General features: G+C 69.1%; 13 protein-coding genes. 5 read left to right on the forward strand and 8 right to left on the reverse strand.

Features of this window, described 5'->3' with window-relative positions:
• Positions 1-236 precede the first annotated feature (236 nt).
• A complete protein-coding gene (locus tag ACWPN7_RS29365) occupies positions 237-656 on the forward strand; it encodes a CopG family transcriptional regulator (RefSeq protein ID WP_349620151.1) in 420 nt (139 codons plus the stop codon).
• A 93-nt stretch (positions 657-749) separates the two neighbouring features.
• The gene (locus ACWPN7_RS29370; protein WP_451995355.1) at positions 750-1,994 is read left to right on the forward strand and encodes an extracellular catalytic domain type 1 short-chain-length polyhydroxyalkanoate depolymerase; all 1,245 of its coding nucleotides are present in this window, start codon (positions 750-752) and stop codon (positions 1,992-1,994) included.
• An 80-nt stretch (positions 1,995-2,074) separates the two neighbouring features.
• Here the strand turns inward: ACWPN7_RS29370 and ACWPN7_RS29375 are convergent, their stop codons facing one another.
• The 7 genes from ACWPN7_RS29375 to ACWPN7_RS29405 all read right to left on the reverse strand — a co-directional run bounded on the left by ACWPN7_RS29375 (position 2,075) and on the right by ACWPN7_RS29405 (position 10,230).
• Complete coding sequence (locus ACWPN7_RS29375) at positions 2,075-2,260, reverse strand: hypothetical protein (protein ID WP_040136701.1); 186 nt, start codon at positions 2,258-2,260, stop codon at positions 2,075-2,077.
• Positions 2,257-3,417: a PepSY-associated TM helix domain-containing protein gene (locus ACWPN7_RS29380; protein ID WP_451995357.1), complete on the reverse strand. Its 1,161-nt coding sequence runs from the start codon at positions 3,415-3,417 to the stop codon at positions 2,257-2,259. Before ACWPN7_RS29380 ends, ACWPN7_RS29375 begins: the two co-directional genes overlap by 4 nt.
• A gap of 62 nt (positions 3,418-3,479) precedes the next feature.
• Positions 3,480-5,951, reverse strand: a complete 2,472-nt coding sequence (locus ACWPN7_RS29385) for a TonB-dependent siderophore receptor (RefSeq protein WP_492273550.1) — start codon at positions 5,949-5,951, stop codon at positions 3,480-3,482.
• A gap of 161 nt (positions 5,952-6,112) precedes the next feature.
• The gene (locus tag ACWPN7_RS29390) at positions 6,113-7,168 is read right to left on the reverse strand and encodes a FecR family protein (RefSeq protein WP_459197396.1); all 1,056 of its coding nucleotides are present in this window, start codon (positions 7,166-7,168) and stop codon (positions 6,113-6,115) included.
• A gap of 101 nt (positions 7,169-7,269) precedes the next feature.
• Positions 7,270-7,794, reverse strand: a complete 525-nt coding sequence (locus ACWPN7_RS29395; RefSeq protein WP_201043290.1) for an RNA polymerase sigma factor — start codon at positions 7,792-7,794, stop codon at positions 7,270-7,272.
• Between the two features lie 205 nt (positions 7,795-7,999).
• Complete coding sequence (locus tag ACWPN7_RS29400) at positions 8,000-9,310, reverse strand: hemolysin family protein (protein WP_407825320.1); 1,311 nt, start codon at positions 9,308-9,310, stop codon at positions 8,000-8,002.
• Positions 9,311-9,747: 437 nt separating this feature from the next.
• Positions 9,748-10,230: a hypothetical protein gene (locus tag ACWPN7_RS29405; RefSeq protein ID WP_492273551.1), complete on the reverse strand. Its 483-nt coding sequence runs from the start codon at positions 10,228-10,230 to the stop codon at positions 9,748-9,750.
• Positions 10,231-10,411: 181 nt separating this feature from the next.
• Here ACWPN7_RS29405 and ACWPN7_RS29410 point away from each other — a divergent pair, with 181 nt between their 5' ends.
• Genes ACWPN7_RS29410 through ACWPN7_RS29420 form a run of 3 tightly spaced genes read left to right on the forward strand, consistent with a single transcriptional unit; the run spans position 10,412 to position 13,413 of the window.
• The gene (locus ACWPN7_RS29410; RefSeq protein WP_492273741.1) at positions 10,412-11,389 is read left to right on the forward strand and encodes an amidoligase family protein; all 978 of its coding nucleotides are present in this window, start codon (positions 10,412-10,414) and stop codon (positions 11,387-11,389) included.
• Entirely contained in the window at positions 11,373-12,101 is a 729-nt protein-coding gene (locus ACWPN7_RS29415; RefSeq protein ID WP_200475908.1) for a response regulator transcription factor, read from the forward strand. The genes ACWPN7_RS29410 and ACWPN7_RS29415 overlap by 17 nt, the downstream gene beginning before the upstream one ends.
• Positions 12,094-13,413 carry a sensor histidine kinase gene (locus ACWPN7_RS29420; RefSeq protein ID WP_459197393.1) on the forward strand — a complete coding sequence of 440 codons (1,320 nt, stop codon included), beginning with the start codon at positions 12,094-12,096 and terminating at the stop codon, positions 13,411-13,413. The genes ACWPN7_RS29415 and ACWPN7_RS29420 overlap by 8 nt, the downstream gene beginning before the upstream one ends.
• Here ACWPN7_RS29420 and ACWPN7_RS29425 read toward each other — a convergent pair.
• Positions 13,403-14,227, reverse strand: a complete 825-nt coding sequence (locus ACWPN7_RS29425; protein WP_040136693.1) for an undecaprenyl-diphosphate phosphatase — start codon at positions 14,225-14,227, stop codon at positions 13,403-13,405. The two genes, ACWPN7_RS29420 and ACWPN7_RS29425, sit on opposite strands and share 11 nt — an antisense overlap.
• Positions 14,228-14,305 lie beyond the last annotated feature (78 nt).

The raw sequence follows: 14,305 nt of genomic DNA on the forward strand, positions 1-14,305 counted from the left end.
AGTGATTCCTATTTGCAACAAAAGTTGCCACCGCGATCGGCGGGCGGGCGCACGCTCCATCGTTTCCAAAGGGTCCCAAAGGCGGCCTGAAGGTCGGACGGCTGGCCGATTACGGCCCCAGCGAGGACGCCGTATGCCGACCAATTTTGCAACGGCGTCCGATGGCATGCCCTCTTGATCGGTTCGTCAGCGCGCCTATTTACCATCTCACTGGATGGTGAGAGGATGGTATAGGGATGTCAACAGACGCACGCGAACCGAAGCCGAAGGCTGGGGACAGCGAGAAGATCACGATCAACCTCGGCTATGTCGACCTCGGTCACATCGATCTCCTGGTGCAGGAGGGATTCTACGCGAACCGCACGGACCTCATCCGCACCGCCATCCGCAACCAGATCGACCGCCATAGCGACGCCCTGCGACAGGCCGTGACGCGCAAAAGCGTCGACCTCGGCCTGCGCCACTACAGCCGCGAGGATCTCGAAGCGGCGCGGGATGCCGGACAGATGCTCCACATCCGTGTCCTTGGGCTGGCCACCATCGCCCAGGACGTCACCCCCGAACTCGCCCGCGCCACCATCGCCTCGGTCGCCGTGCTCGGGGCGCTGCACGCCAGCAGCGCCGTCAAGGCGGCTCTTGCGGACCGCATGCGTTAGAAGCGCCGGCCGCATCTCTGAAAGACGACGGACCGGGACTTCTCAACCGGGCTTTCCCACCGGCCCCCTGTCCGAACACAGAAAGTTCCTGACATGACCAACCGCGTCCCCACCGGAATGGGTGAGGTGTTGCGCCTCACCAAAGCCGGCGATCTCGCCGGGGCGACCGCCCTCATCCATCGCCTGATGAGGAATCAGGCTCCGGTGCCACCCGGCGCCCCTCCAACCATCATCCCAACCATCATCGATGCCGAACCGCTCACGGTGAACGCTCCGCCGGACATGCCGGAGACAGCGCCGCCGCGCCGCGGAACGGCGTTCAGGCCCACCGGCGCGTTTGCCGGCCGGCTCCATCCCGGACCGCGGGCCGGTCTGGGCGAGACCCTGCGCGGCCTTGCAGCCCGCGCCATGCCGGCTGGTGTCGGCTTCGGGGTGGACGGCACCGTCCGTCCCACCGCCGAGCCGCTGCCGGACGGCGCCTCATTCACGACGGAGTCCTACGGAAACGCGGCCGGCACGCGCTCCTACAAGCTCTATGTTCCCGCCAATCGCCGTGACGGGCAGCCACGACCCCTCGTGGTGATGCTGCACGGCTGCACCCAGTCGCCGGACGACTTCGCCGCCGGCACCCGCATGAATCGGCTGGCGGAGGAGTATGGCTGCCTGATCGTCTACCCGGCACAACCCTCCTCGGCCAATGCCCAGAAGTGCTGGAACTGGTTCAACCCGGCCGACCAGCGGCGCGGCGACGGAGAGCCGTCGCTGATCGCGGGAATCACCAGGCAGGTGATGCGCGACCACGCCGTCGACGCGGACCGCGTCTTTGTCGCAGGCCTCTCGGCCGGCGGGGCGGCGGCGGTCATCATGGGAGCCGCGTATCCCGATCTCTACGCCGCCGTCGGGGTGCATTCCGGTCTTCCCCAAGGCGCCGCCTGGGATATTCCCTCCGCCTTCGCCGCCATGCGCCAGGGAGGGAAACTGGCGGAACCGCGATCCGGCACCCCTGTGCCGACGATCGTCTTTCACGGCGACCGTGACACCACGGTTCATCCGCGCAACGGTGATGACGTCGCTGCGCAATCCATGGCGGGAGCGGCGGGAGCGCGGGCCGCGGTGGAACACGGCCAAGTGCCGGGCGGGCATGGTTACAGCCGCCAACTTCACACGGATGCCTCCGGCCATGTGCTGTGCGAACGGTGGACGATCCAAGGCGCCGGGCACGCCTGGGCGGGAGGCAGTCCGGCCGGCTCCTACACCGACCCGCGCGGACCGGACGCCTCACGGGAAATGCTGCGCTTCTTCCTCGCGAATCCGCGGCGACGGCCATCCGTGCCGTAAGACGCTGGTGCGTAAATCGGAGGCGCGCCACCGTGTCGAGAACGCAGCGGCCTGCGATGCGGTGCGGTGTGGAACCGCTCTCAGCGCTTGCGCTTGCGCCAGGACCAGACCGCGGTGAGCACGGGGACCGACAATGCAACCCAGGACACGGCGTCCACGACGCCGTCATCCAGCAGAGCAGCGATCAGCCCGACGGTGGTGACGAGCCCGATCACCATGGGAATGCCGAAGATCGCCAGCGGTCGGAGGGGAGCACGCGGCGTCATTCCGCAGCCTCTCCGGCGACGGCGCGCAGACCGGAGCCTGCGGCGGCATGATCCTGGACACGGCCCTGGGCATGGCGGCGGCGGGCGATCCACAAATACAGGCCGCTGCCGAGGATGACGATGGTCAGCAGGTCCAGCACCGCCCACAGGATCTTCATCGGCAGCCCGCCATAGTCGCCGAAATGCAGCGGCTGCGACAACCGCAGCGCCAGCATGTACCAGGGCATGGAGCGCATGTCGGTGAAGGCCCCCGTCTCGGCGTCGATCAGGGCGGGGGTCAGGATCCGGTTGGTGGCCGGCGTGGCTCCCTTCAGCCACACCGCGTAATGGTGGTTGCTGGAAAAGCGCACGCCGGGGAAGGCGACGAATTGCGGCCGCATGCCGGGAGCGGCCTCCATGGCGGTGCGGACGGCCGCGTCGACCGAGGCGAAGCGCTCCGGAACCGGCTTGCCCTCATAGGGGGCGATCATCGCCGCAAGCTCGTTGGCGCGCCAATAGGCGACCAGCGGCACGGACAGGGTGTTGATGACGCCGGTCAATCCGACCACCACCACCCACATCAGCGTGACGATGCCCAGCATGTTGTGCAGGTCGAGCCATTTCAGCCGCCGGCCGCGCCCGGCCCGCACCGTGCCGAAGGACAGCTTGCGCATGAAGGGGGCGTAGATCACGACCCCCGACAGGGTGGCCAGGAACAGCAGGAAGCCCATGAACCCAAGGAACAGCTCGCCGGGCAGCCCGGCGAACAGGTCCACATGCAGGCGCAGCATCACATGCATGAAACCGTCGTCGTCGTTCAGGTCGGCCAGGATCCGCGTGGTGCGCAGGTCGATGGCGGAGATGTGCATCTGCGACACCGGAGGGCGGGCCCCCGGACCGGTGGTGACGTTCACCACCGGTCGGTCCACGTCGAAGCTGAGGAACAGCGGACGCTCGCCGGGATAGGTCGCCAGCGCCGAGGCCACCGCCTCGTCCAGCGACTTCAAGGGCGTGTCGGCCGGCATGGGCGGAAGCGTGTCCTCCGCCGTCAGCGCCTCGATCTCGTCATGGAAGATCAGCGGCAGGCCGGTCAGGCACAGCAGCAGCATGAAGATCGTGCAGATCAGGCTGGTCCATTTGTGGATCACAGTCCAAATCCGGATGGTTCGGTTGGTCATCGCGCGCCCCTCATGCCCCCCTGATGCCGGCGTCATGCCTTCGCCGGGTCGGACATCCACCTTCAGAAATCCACCGACACCGAAAGCTTGGCCGTCAGCGGGTTGCCCTGGCTGAGGTAGCCGCCGGAGGCCGATGCCCAGTAGGCCTTGTCGGTCACGTTCTCGACCGCCGCCCGGATGGTGACCGGACGGTTCTGCACGTCGGCGATCATCCGCGCGCCGACGTCGAAGCGGGTCCAGCTGGGAATCTTCAGCGTGTTGGCGGTGTTGAGATATTGCGATCCGGTGTGGATCATGCGCCCGGTCACCGTCACTGTGGGGAAGGACGCGGGGAGGAAGGGCAGGTCCCATTCGACGTTGGCGTTGAACTGGTGGCGCGGCACGCCGACGGCGTCCTTGCCCTCGGTCGCGGCGCTGCCGGTGTCGCTCAGCTCCGGATCGATGAAGGTGGCGCCGCCGAGCAGCCGGACGCCCTGCACCGGTTCGCCGTACAGCATCAGTTCGATGCCGCGGTTGCGCTGTTCGCCGGACACGCTGTAGACGCGGGTGAACGGGTCGGTGACGCCGCTGGGCTGCGTGGTCTGGAACAGCGACAGCGAGCCGCCGAAGCTGCCGAAGTCCAGCTTGCCGCCGACCTCGTACTGGACCGACCGGTAGGGCTCGAAGATCTCGCCGGAATTGACCGCCGTGGACGGGGCGGTCGGCCCCTGCGCCAGCCCCTCGATCCGGTTGGCGTAGAGCGACAGCGTCTCGACCGGCTTCACCACCAGCCCGACCACCGGCGTCAGCGCCGACTGGTCGTAGTCGGAGGTGCGGGCGCCGTTGGCCCGGTTGTAGCCGCGAACCTGGATGTTCTGCTGGCGCAGGCCGGCGGTGACCATAACCCGGTCGTTCAGGATCGACACCGTGTCCGACGCGTAGACGCTGCGCAGCACCGACTCGCTGACCTTCGGCAGATCGCCGACCATGCCGCTGGCCGAGGTCGTTGCCGGGCGCGGAAAGCCGACCATGTTGTAGAGGTTGATGGTGGAGGTCGTGCCGAATTCGAAGCCGTTGTTGTTGGTCGTCCGCAGCGCGGAGGCTCCGGCGTTCAGCTGGTGCCTGAGCGGGCCGGTCTGGAGATCGGCCCGGACGCCGCCCTGGCCGGTGACGGTGTCGTCCTCGCGCGGGACGGTCAGACGCCGGACCGTCCCGGTGCCGTCGGGTTGCGTGATGGTGGGGGAGGCATAGTCGCCGTCCTCGCGCATGCTGCGCAGGCCGAAGGCCCCGTAGGCGGTCAGGTTGGGCAGGATATCGTATTCGGCGCGGATTTGGCCGAAGGTGTCGCGCATCCGCGAATAGCTCCAGGGCTGCGCGTAATTCTGCGAGGCCGACGGCACCGCCGGGACGAAGCTGCCGACATAAACCACGGGGCGGCCCTGCTCCACCCGCTGGGTCTGGGTGCCGACGTCGAGCGTCACGCGGGCGCGCTCGCCGCGGTAGTCCAGCGCCAGGGAGCCGAGCTTCAGCGTCCGCTCCTCGTCGTTGATGGCGGTGTCGCCGCCGCGGACCGCGGCGTTGGCGCGCACGCCGAACTGGTTGGCGTCGCCGAACCGGCGGCCGACATCCGCGGACAGGCCGAGCCGGCTGTCCATGGCGTAGCTGGCGGTCAGCCGGGTCAGCGGGTCGTCCTCCGCCCGCTTGGGCACGAGATTCACGCCGCCGCCGATGCCGGACCCGCTGGGGGCCGCGCCGTTGAGGAAGGCGTTGGCGCCCTTCAGCACCTCCACCCGTTCGAACATGTTGGTGGCGACGATCTGGCGCGGAGCGGTGCCGTAGAGGCCGTCGACCGACAGGTCCTCCCCCGCCAGCTGGAAGCCGCGGATGACGAAGCTCTCGGCGAAATTGCCGTAGCCGAGGCTGCTGCGCACCGCCGGGTCGTTGGCCAGCACGTCGGCGATGGTGTCCGCCTGCTGGTTGCGGATGGTTTCGGCGGTGTAGCTGGTGATGGAGAAGGGAACGTCCATCGCGTCCTGGTTGCCCAGCGCGCCGATGCGCCCGCCGCGCGCCACCTGACCGCCGGCGTAGGCCGGGGGCAGGGCGCCGGGGCCGGTGGCGCCCCGGCTTCCTTCGACCTGCACCGGATCGAGCAGGACGGCGTCGCCGGCGGCCACGTGCTCGACCGTCACGGTCTCGGCGTTGAGGAAGCGGGCGGCCAGCCCGGTGCCGGACAGCAGACGGTTCAGCCCCTCGCGCGCGGTCATCGATCCGTTGACGCCGGGAGACGTGACGCCCTGGGTCACCGCACCGGGGGTCAGCACCTGGATGCGCGTGGCGGTGGAGAAGGCGGCAAGCGCCCCGTCCACCGACTGTGGCGCAATGGCGAAGGTTACCGGGCCAGCCTGGATCGACTCCTGGACCGACTGCGCCGTGGCCGCGGGGGCGCCGGACAGCAGAAGGCTCGGCACGATCAGCATCGTCGTCGCCAGGAGCCGCCCCGTAAGCGCGCGCCCCAACCGGCCACCCTGGACGCGGTCCCGGCGTCCGTTCGTCACACCCGTCGCTTCACACTTCACCGATGTCATCGCTCGCCTCTGTCGTCCGGTGAGAGAGCGCGCCGCTTTCTGCGATTGCGTCTCATTCTCTCCTTTCCCGAACATGACGACGGGCGCGCGGAGAACCCTGGGAAGTTTTTTTCAGGTCCCGCCGATTTTTTTCAGCGGAGCAGGGTCAGGTAGGGGGTGACGCGGGTGGCGCGCACGCCGAGGCCGCGCTCCAGCGCATCGATCACGGCGTCCGGCCGGTCGAGCGCGAAGACGCCGGATACGACTCGCTCCGCCGCCTCGTCGTTCAGCAGGACCACCCGGCCCGGCCATTGCCGGTTCAGAGCCGTGATGACGGAGGCGAGCGACTGCTGGCGGAAGACGATCTGGCCCTGGCGCCATGCGAAGGCGACGGCGGGGTCCGCCGCCCGTGGCCCGGTCAGACCGCTGGCGTCGGCCTCCGCGCTCTCGCCGGGGCGCAGGCGGACGCTGTCAGGCCAGGGGGCGTTGCCATCGGCGTTCCGGTGGGCGGCGACCTCCACCAGCCCTTCGCCCACGGTGACCGTCGTGCGGTCGCTCTCGCGCCGGACGCTGAACTGGGTTCCCAGCACACGGGCCGCTCCCGCCCCGCCATCGACAACGAAGGGATGGTCGGGGTCGCGCGTGACCTGGAACCATGCCTCGCCCCGCAGAATCCGGACGCGCCGTTCGCCATCTCGGTAATCGAGCGCCAGCGCGGTGTCGCCGTTCATGTCGACCATGGAGCCATCCGGCAGCGTCAGGGTCCGGCGCTGTCCGGTCGAAGTCACCTGATCCGCGACGGCGTTCTGGTACAGCGTCGGTCCGTGCCAGCGGCCGAGGCCGCCGACCACCAGCAGGACCGTCATCGCCGCGGCAAGGCGCCGGATGCCGGCCGACGCGGGGCGGCGGGGAAGGGCGCTGCGGGACTCGGCATAGGCGGCGCGGGCGGGTTCCTTCAGGTCGTGAAGGAGGGTCTGGAGGCCGGCCCAGGCGTGGGAGTGAGCCGGACTGCGGGCCAGCCATTCGGCAAAGGCGGCGCGTTCCGCCGGCCGGACGTCGTCGGATTGCAAGCGGAAGTGCCACGCGTTGGCTTCCGAGAACAGCCGGTCCTCGTCCGGTCTGCCGTCCACCGGTCCGCCGTCCTCCGGCCTGCCTTCCACCGGTCCGCCTTCCGCCGGCTCGCTGCGCTGTCCGTCCTGATGATCCATCGCGTCCCGCTGAGCGCTCCTGTTGTCTCGTGTTTGGATAGACGGTCGAGGACGGCCGATCCCTCAAAGAAAATGACCCGCCGGGACCTCGGCCCGGCCCATCATCGCAGCGGACGCCGCTTCATGTGCGCGCGGCATTGCTCCAGCGCCGTGCGCAGATGGTACTCGACCGTGCGGGGGGAGATGCCAAGCCGCTCGCCGATGGCGCGGTAAGACAAGCCCTCGACATGGTAGAGAAGGAAGACGTCGCGGGTTTTGGGCGGCAGGGAGTCGATGGCGCCGCGCAGCCGGGCCATGGTCTGGTTCCGCTCCACCACCGCATCGGCCGCGGGGCCGGAGGAGGGCAACGCCTCGTCGGGCGGACCGGCCTCACGCAGGCGCTGGCGCTTCGCGGCCCGGCAATGGTCGAGCGCCACGCGGTCGGCCACCACATACAGCAGGCCGGCCGGATTCTGGATCGCCTCGCCATCGGGCAGACGGGCCAGCCGCAGGAAGGCGTCCTGCGCCAGATCGCCCGCCGTCTGCGGGTCCCCGGTCCGCCGCGCGATCGCACGCTCCACGCGCAGTCGATGCGCATCGAACAACTCCGCGATCTTGCGCGCCCAGGTGCCCACGGGGCCCGTCATTGGGCGTTCCAGGACTGAGGGGCGTCGGGCAGAGGAGGGCGGAGGGAGTCGGTCACAGATGCGCGGAATGGCGGATGCAATGAAACCGGCACCCGCGGGGCCATCGCCTGGGATGCCGGTCACACCGGTATAGCCGCATCGAACCTGCAATGCGAACTATTCTTATTATCAAAAAACAGCGTCGGTTTCTGAACCCGTGCCGCCGCTATCCAGCGGCCGCGGCGGAAGGATCGGGCCGGGGAACGACCAGCACCTTGTCGATCCGGCGGCCGTCCATGTCCACGACCTCCACCCGGACGCCGTTCCATTCGAACGCTTCGCCGGCCACCGGAACGTGGCCCAGGTGATGAAGCACCAACCCGGCCACCGTGTGGAAGTCACCGGTGCCGCGCACCCCGCGCAGCCCGAGGGTGTCCTCGAACTCGTCCACCGGCATCCAGCCTTCCACCAGCCAGGACCCGTCCTCCCGACGCACCGCCGCGGTTTCCATGGCCTCGCCGACGTCCGGGAGATCGCCGGCGATGGTTTCCAGGATGTCGGTCAGCGTGACGATGCCCTCGATGCTGCCATACTCGTCGACGACCACCGCCAAGTGATGGCCGGAGGTCTTCATCAACTCCAGCAGTTTCAGGATCGGCGTGCCGTCATGCACGACCAGGGGCCGGGCAACCTGGGCCTCCAGCTCGAACGGCCGGCCCTCGACGAGGGCGTCGACCAGATCGCGGGTGTGGATGACGCCGACCAGTTCGTCGAGTTCACCGCGGCACACCGGATAGCGGGAATGGCTCCCGGCGCGGATCGCCGCCAGCTGTTCGGCCTGCGTCTTGCCCAGATCAAGCCACGCGACGTCTGGGCGCGGGATCATGATGGTGCGCACCGTCCGGTCGGCCAGCCGCAACACGCCGTCGATCATCTCCTTCTCGGCCGGAGCGAACACACCGGCCTGCGTGCCTTCGGAGATCATCGAGCGGACCTCCTCCTCGGTGACCGATTCCTCCCGAGCCCCCTGCAGGCCGAGCAGGCGCAGCAGCAGGTCGGTCGACGCCCCGAGCAGCCAGACGAAGGGAGCGGCGATGCGGGACAGCAGGCGCATCGGCGGGGCGATGAGCGAGGCCACGCGCTCCGGGCTCTTCAGCGCGATCCGCTTGGGAATCAGCTCGCCCAGGACGATCGACAAATAGGTGATGACCACCAGCACGCCGCCGACGCCGAGGAGTTCGCCTCGTCCGGCCAGGGCGGGAAAGCTGTCGAGCCATCGGCCGAGCCGGTCGCCCAGCGTCGCGCCGCCGTACGCGCCGGCGACGACGCCGACCAGCGTGATGCCGATCTGCACCGTGCTGAGGAAGCGGCTCGGGTCATCGATCAGCCGCAGCGCCATCTGGGCGCCGCCGTTGCCCTGATCGGCCATGCTTTGCAGCCGGGCCTTCCGCGACGAGACGACGGCCAGCTCGGACATGGCGAACACCCCGTTCAACAGGGTCAGCGCGACGATGATAGCGATTTCAAAAGACAGCATGACGGGCGATTCCAGGCGTGAGGGCAGACGGCGGGCTCCAACGGCTCAGGGGCGGTTGGGCTGCTGACCACGGGCGTGAGCCGGGCGGGGCGAGGGGCGCCCTGGCCTGGTCCCAGCACCGGCTCGACGTCCGGCTTGGCTGCCAGGGCGTGTCGGGCCGCGGGTCTGCGTCTTGGGAATCGCCCGAATCGGGCTGCGGGGGAACGCCGCAGGACATCCGGTCGGGCCGGGTACCCTGCGGCCCACAAGGGCCGCTTGAAACGTTCATGGTGTCCCCGGCCGGTCGCCGGGGGCGCTCCGTCTTTGTTGCACCTGCCCCGATCATGTGGTTTCGGCACGCCTTCGCGCAACCGTGAAGTCGGGGTGGTAGCCCGAAACCGTTTGTGGCACCCATGAACGGCCGGGGCGCGCGCGCCCCGTTCCGCTTGGGGAAGCCGTCAGATCCGGATCTGTCCCTCCACGGGCTTTTCCGCCGGCTTCTCTGCCGGCGCCGGCTGGGCGACGCCGTCCAGAGCCCGCTTCAGCGCCTCCAGGCCGGCCGCCGTCGATCCCTTCGCCGATTCGACCGCCCCGGTGATCGCCATGCACAAATCCAGACGCTGCTGCGGATCATGCCGGCTGGATTCGAGCAGGCGGCCGATGGCGCCGGTTCCGTCCTCGGTGCCGGACTGCAACTCCGTCGGATCGATGCCGAGCAACGGCAGGATGTACTCCCGTCCCTTCTCCCTCGCCAGGGCGACGGCGCGGTCGCCGAACTTGCCGGCGGCCTGCAGCCCCATGTCCCAGCTGGTGAGGGCGGCGGACACCGTAGGCGAGCAGAGCGGCCCGGTGCCGGCCGCCGGGTCGGCCGCGGCGGCGGGAGTGGCAACGCACAGACCGGCGGCGATGACGAAGGCTGCGGAGCGCGCGATGATCGGCATGGATTCAGGGTTCCCCAAGTGACGCCCGCCTATTTGGGGGCACGACCATCGCGCGTCCAGTCAGGTCTTGTGCGTCTTGTGGTGAGGCCGGGCCGTGGACGCGACCGGTGTCCATGACGGGAATTTTGTGCGTTGCAGCGGACCATCTTGGAAACCGGAAGCGCGGGGCCACATGCGGGGCATGCGCAATCACGATCCCCCGCCGGCCGCCGTTTCCCTGCCCGAACGCCGCACGAGCGTTCACCGATCCGCTCCCTGCTTCCAACGACCGCCGTCGACGCGAACCGCGCAAGGGGCGATCCGGCGCGTGGGGGTGGAGATCGAGTTTCTGGGCATCAGCGCCCGGACCGCCGCCCAGGCGCTGGCGCGCGCGTTCGGCGGGACCTGCGTCGAGGAGGACCCCCACGCCTTTCATGTTCCGGACACCGCGATCGGGCGCCTGAGCGTCGAACTCGACGTGCGCCATGCCCACCCGCGGCGGGCGGCGGCGGTTCAGCGCGTGCGCCTGAACCCGGCGGTGGCCGCCTGGCTCGGCACGGCTTTGGAGGGCGTCGTGCCGCGTGAACTGATCACCGCGCCGCTCCCGTTCGACGAGCTGCACCGTGTGGACGACGCCGTGCGCGCGCTGCGCGACGCGGGCGCCCGGGGCGCCGGGACGACGTGGCTCGGGTCGCTGGGGCTGCATTTCAACATCGACCCGCCCAGCCTCGACGCCGACACGATCACCGCCGTGCTGAAGGCGTTCCTTATGCGGAACGCCCAGCTGCGCTACGGGACGACCGGGCAAGGCCTGGCCCCGGCCTTCCTGCCAGCACCCTATCCCGACGACTATGTCCGCCGCGTCGTTACCCCGGATTACTGGCCGGACCTGCCGACCTTGGCGGAGGACTATCTTGCCGCCAACCCGACGCGGAACCGCGACCTCGATCTGCTGCCCTTGTTCCTCCACCTCTTCCCGGCTCGGGTGAGGGCGGCGCTCCCCCATGAGAAGATCGGAAGCCGGGCCGTCTTCCATTACCGTCTGCCGCAGGCCCATGTCAGCGATCCGGCCTGGAGCATCGCGGGCGCCTGGAACGGCTGGGCCGGCGTGGAAGCGCTGGCCGCCGATCGCGACGAACTCGTGCGGCTTTGGCGGTCCCTGCATGAACGGGCGGCGTGATGTCAGCGAGGACGACGTGAGGCTGCTGCTGGTGGAGGATCATCAGGCCCTGTCGGAGATGGTCGCCGGCCATCTGGCGAGGGTCGGCTTCGTGGTGGATTCCGTCGGTTCCGCCGAGGATGCGATCACGGCGCTCGGGATCATGCGATACGACGGCATCGTGCTCGACCTCGGCCTGCCGGGAGCGAGCGGCATGGCCGTTCTGGAGCATGTCCGGCAGCGGGCATCGCAGGCGGTGCCGGTGCTGATCCTCACGGCCCGCGACTCTCTGGAAAGCCGTCTCGCGGGGTTGAACGCCGGGGCCGACGATTATCTGGTCAAGCCCTTCGATCTCAGGGAACTCGAGGCGCGGCTGCGGGCCATCCTTCGCCGACCGGGGCCGCGCCAGACGGAGTCCTTCGCACTCGGCAACCTCACCTTCGACATCTCATCCTGGGACGCGCGGGTGGATGCGCGGTCGCTCGACCTCGGGCGCAAGGAGTTCGCGCTGCTGGAGGAACTGATGCGGTCGGCGCCGCGCATCGTCATCAAGGACCAGTTGGAGGACAGGCTGTACGCCATCCACGAGGCCGTCACGCCGAACGCGATCGAGGCGATCGTCTCCCGTCTGCGCAAGAAGCTTCAGGCGGCTGGCGCCCGCGTCCAGATCGCGACGGTCCGCGGCGTCGGCTACAAGATGACGGTGGAGGCGCAGGCGCTTGCGGATGAATAGCCTGCGCTCCCGCCTGCTCCTGGTCATGGCGCTCGTCTTCGCGCTGGGGGCGGGCAACGTCGTGATCTATCTGCTCGATCTGGACGAGGACATCCGCGCGCACGTCCTGAACGAGCAGGTCGACACCCTCCTCGCCACGGTGACGCCCGCCCCGGACGGCTCGAACCTCGGCGCGCTTCCCGTGCAGTTCTCCGCCTCGGACTGGCGCTACGCGCTCTACACGCGCTCCGCCGAACTCATCGCGAGCGCGCCGGAGGGGGCCGCACCGCTGCCGTTCCGCAGTCCGGAGGCCCTTCCGGAGACCACGCGCGCCGCCATCACGGCGCGCCTGATCGGTGACGACCGCGTCCTCGTCGCGAGCCGCAACGATTGGGAGGATTGCGAGGAGCTGTGCCAGCTGTTCCGCGAGCGCATGGCCGGGTCGTCCGTCGTCATCGCGATCCTGGCCGCTATCTCGCTGGTGTCGATCATCTTCCTGGCGCGCTGGATGCTGGGCTCGGTCCGCCGCGCGGCCGACCTCGCCTCGACCATCGGCGTCGCCCACCCCGACCGTCGCATTCCGCTCCGTGAACTGCCGGAAGAAATCGTCCCGCTGGCGATCTCCGCCAACCAAGCGCTGGATCGCCTGTCGTCGGCGTACGAAATCGAACGGCGATTCACCGCCGATGCCGCCCATGAGCTGAGGACGCCGCTCGCGGTGCTCGATCTGCGGCTGCAAAAGGCGCGTGCGGAGCACAGCCCCGATTGGAGCGCCATTGCGCGGGACATGGAGCAGATGCGCCACCTCATCGAGCAGCTTCTGGCCCTGGCCCGCGCCGATCAGGGTGGCGAGCGGCGCTCCCACGGGCCGGAGGCCCGCGTCGGGCTCGCGAGGATCGTCCGGGAGGCCGTTGTCGACATGCTTCCGGCCTATGAGGCGGACTCACGCACGATCGACGTCGCCGTCGCCGAGGGTCTGGTCGTCGAGGACGCGCACCGGCAGCTTCGCCAAGCCCTGAGGAACCTTCTCGACAACGCCTTTCGCCACGGGCAGGGGCGGGTCTCGGTGTCCCTCACGAGCCGGGACGAGCGCACGGCGATCCTGCGCGTGTCCGACGAAGGGCCGGCGGTCCCGCGGGATGTCGGCGACGTGCTGTTCGAGCGCTTTCACAAGGGCGTGCAGAACTCTCCGGGGTCCGGGCTCGGTCTGGCCATCGTCCGTCGCATCCTGCGCAATCTGGGTGGAGACGCCCGCATCGGAGTCGGCCCCACCTTCGCCATCGAGCTGATCGTGCCACTCGCCGTGACTGAGGCCGACGCCGTCAGGGCGTGATCACGCCGAGTTGCAACAGTGCCAGCAGCGCGATCCCCAACACCGTCCGGTAGATCACGAACGGCATGAAGGAGGCCCGCGACACGATTTTCAGGAACGCGACGATCACGATGTACCCGACCAGGAAGGCGACGGCGGTTGCCACGATCGTCGGGGCGAGGGCGACGTGCTGCGGCTCCCCCCAGGATTTGGCGAGTTGGTAGAAGCCCGAGCCGAACACCGCCGGAACGGCGAGGAGGAAGGAGTAGCGCGCCGCCGCCTCCCGCGTGAAGCCCAGCATCAAGGCCGCTGTGATGGTGCCTCCCGACCGGGACACCCCGGGGATGAGCGCCATCGCCTGGGCGAAGCCGAGCAGAAGGCCGTCGCGCCACGACAGCTCGGCGAGCGGCTTGCGCCGGCGGCCGTACCGGTCTGCGAGGCCGAGAATGATGCCGAACACCACGAGCGTGGTGGCGACGATGTAGAGGCTTCGCAAGCTCGTTTCGATGGCTCCGCTGAACAGCAGGCCGAGGACGACGATGGGCACGCTGCCGACCACGATGAGCCATCCCATGCGTGCGTCCTCCGGGACGTGCCCGCCGATACCCGATGTCTGGCGGATCATCGCCGTCGCGATCCGCATCAGGTCCTCCCGGAAATAGATGAGGACGGCCAGTTCCGTGCCGATCTGCGTGATGGCCGTGAAGGCCGCGCCGGGATCGGCGCCGGATGGCAGGAACTCACCCGCGATCCTGAGGTGCGCGCTCGACGAGATTGGCAGGAACTCGGTCAGGCCCTGCAAAAGCCCCAGCACCGCCGCTTCCCATATCTGCATCGTCCCGTCTCCGGTTCTTCTTGGTGTGGTGTATGGCGGCAGCCTGCCGTACTGAGCTGACACGCACCTGATGCGGAC

Source organism: Azospirillum sp. UENF 312511, from assembly GCF_058780635.1.

Bases quoted from the DNA above. Each gene is read 5' to 3' on its own strand.
- ACWPN7_RS29365 (WP_349620151.1), top strand. From the start codon at position 237: ATGTCAACAGACGCACGCGAACCGAAGCCGAAGGCTGGGGACAGCGAG.
- ACWPN7_RS29370 (WP_451995355.1), top strand. From the start codon at position 750: ATGACCAACCGCGTCCCCACCGGAATGGGTGAGGTGTTGCGCCTCACC.
- ACWPN7_RS29375 (WP_040136701.1), bottom strand. From the start codon at position 2,260: ATGACGCCGCGTGCTCCCCTCCGACCGCTGGCGATCTTCGGCATTCCC.
- ACWPN7_RS29380 (WP_451995357.1), bottom strand. From the start codon at position 3,417: ATGACCAACCGAACCATCCGGATTTGGACTGTGATCCACAAATGGACC.
- ACWPN7_RS29390 (WP_459197396.1), bottom strand. From the start codon at position 7,168: ATGGATCATCAGGACGGACAGCGCAGCGAGCCGGCGGAAGGCGGACCG.
- ACWPN7_RS29395 (WP_201043290.1), bottom strand. From the start codon at position 7,794: ATGACGGGCCCCGTGGGCACCTGGGCGCGCAAGATCGCGGAGTTGTTC.
- ACWPN7_RS29400 (WP_407825320.1), bottom strand. From the start codon at position 9,310: ATGCTGTCTTTTGAAATCGCTATCATCGTCGCGCTGACCCTGTTGAAC.
- ACWPN7_RS29405 (WP_492273551.1), bottom strand. From the start codon at position 10,230: ATGCCGATCATCGCGCGCTCCGCAGCCTTCGTCATCGCCGCCGGTCTG.
- ACWPN7_RS29410 (WP_492273741.1), top strand. From the start codon at position 10,412: ATGCGCAATCACGATCCCCCGCCGGCCGCCGTTTCCCTGCCCGAACGC.
- ACWPN7_RS29415 (WP_200475908.1), top strand. From the start codon at position 11,373: ATGAACGGGCGGCGTGATGTCAGCGAGGACGACGTGAGGCTGCTGCTG.
- ACWPN7_RS29420 (WP_459197393.1), top strand. From the start codon at position 12,094: ATGAATAGCCTGCGCTCCCGCCTGCTCCTGGTCATGGCGCTCGTCTTC.
- ACWPN7_RS29425 (WP_040136693.1), bottom strand. From the start codon at position 14,227: ATGCAGATATGGGAAGCGGCGGTGCTGGGGCTTTTGCAGGGCCTGACC.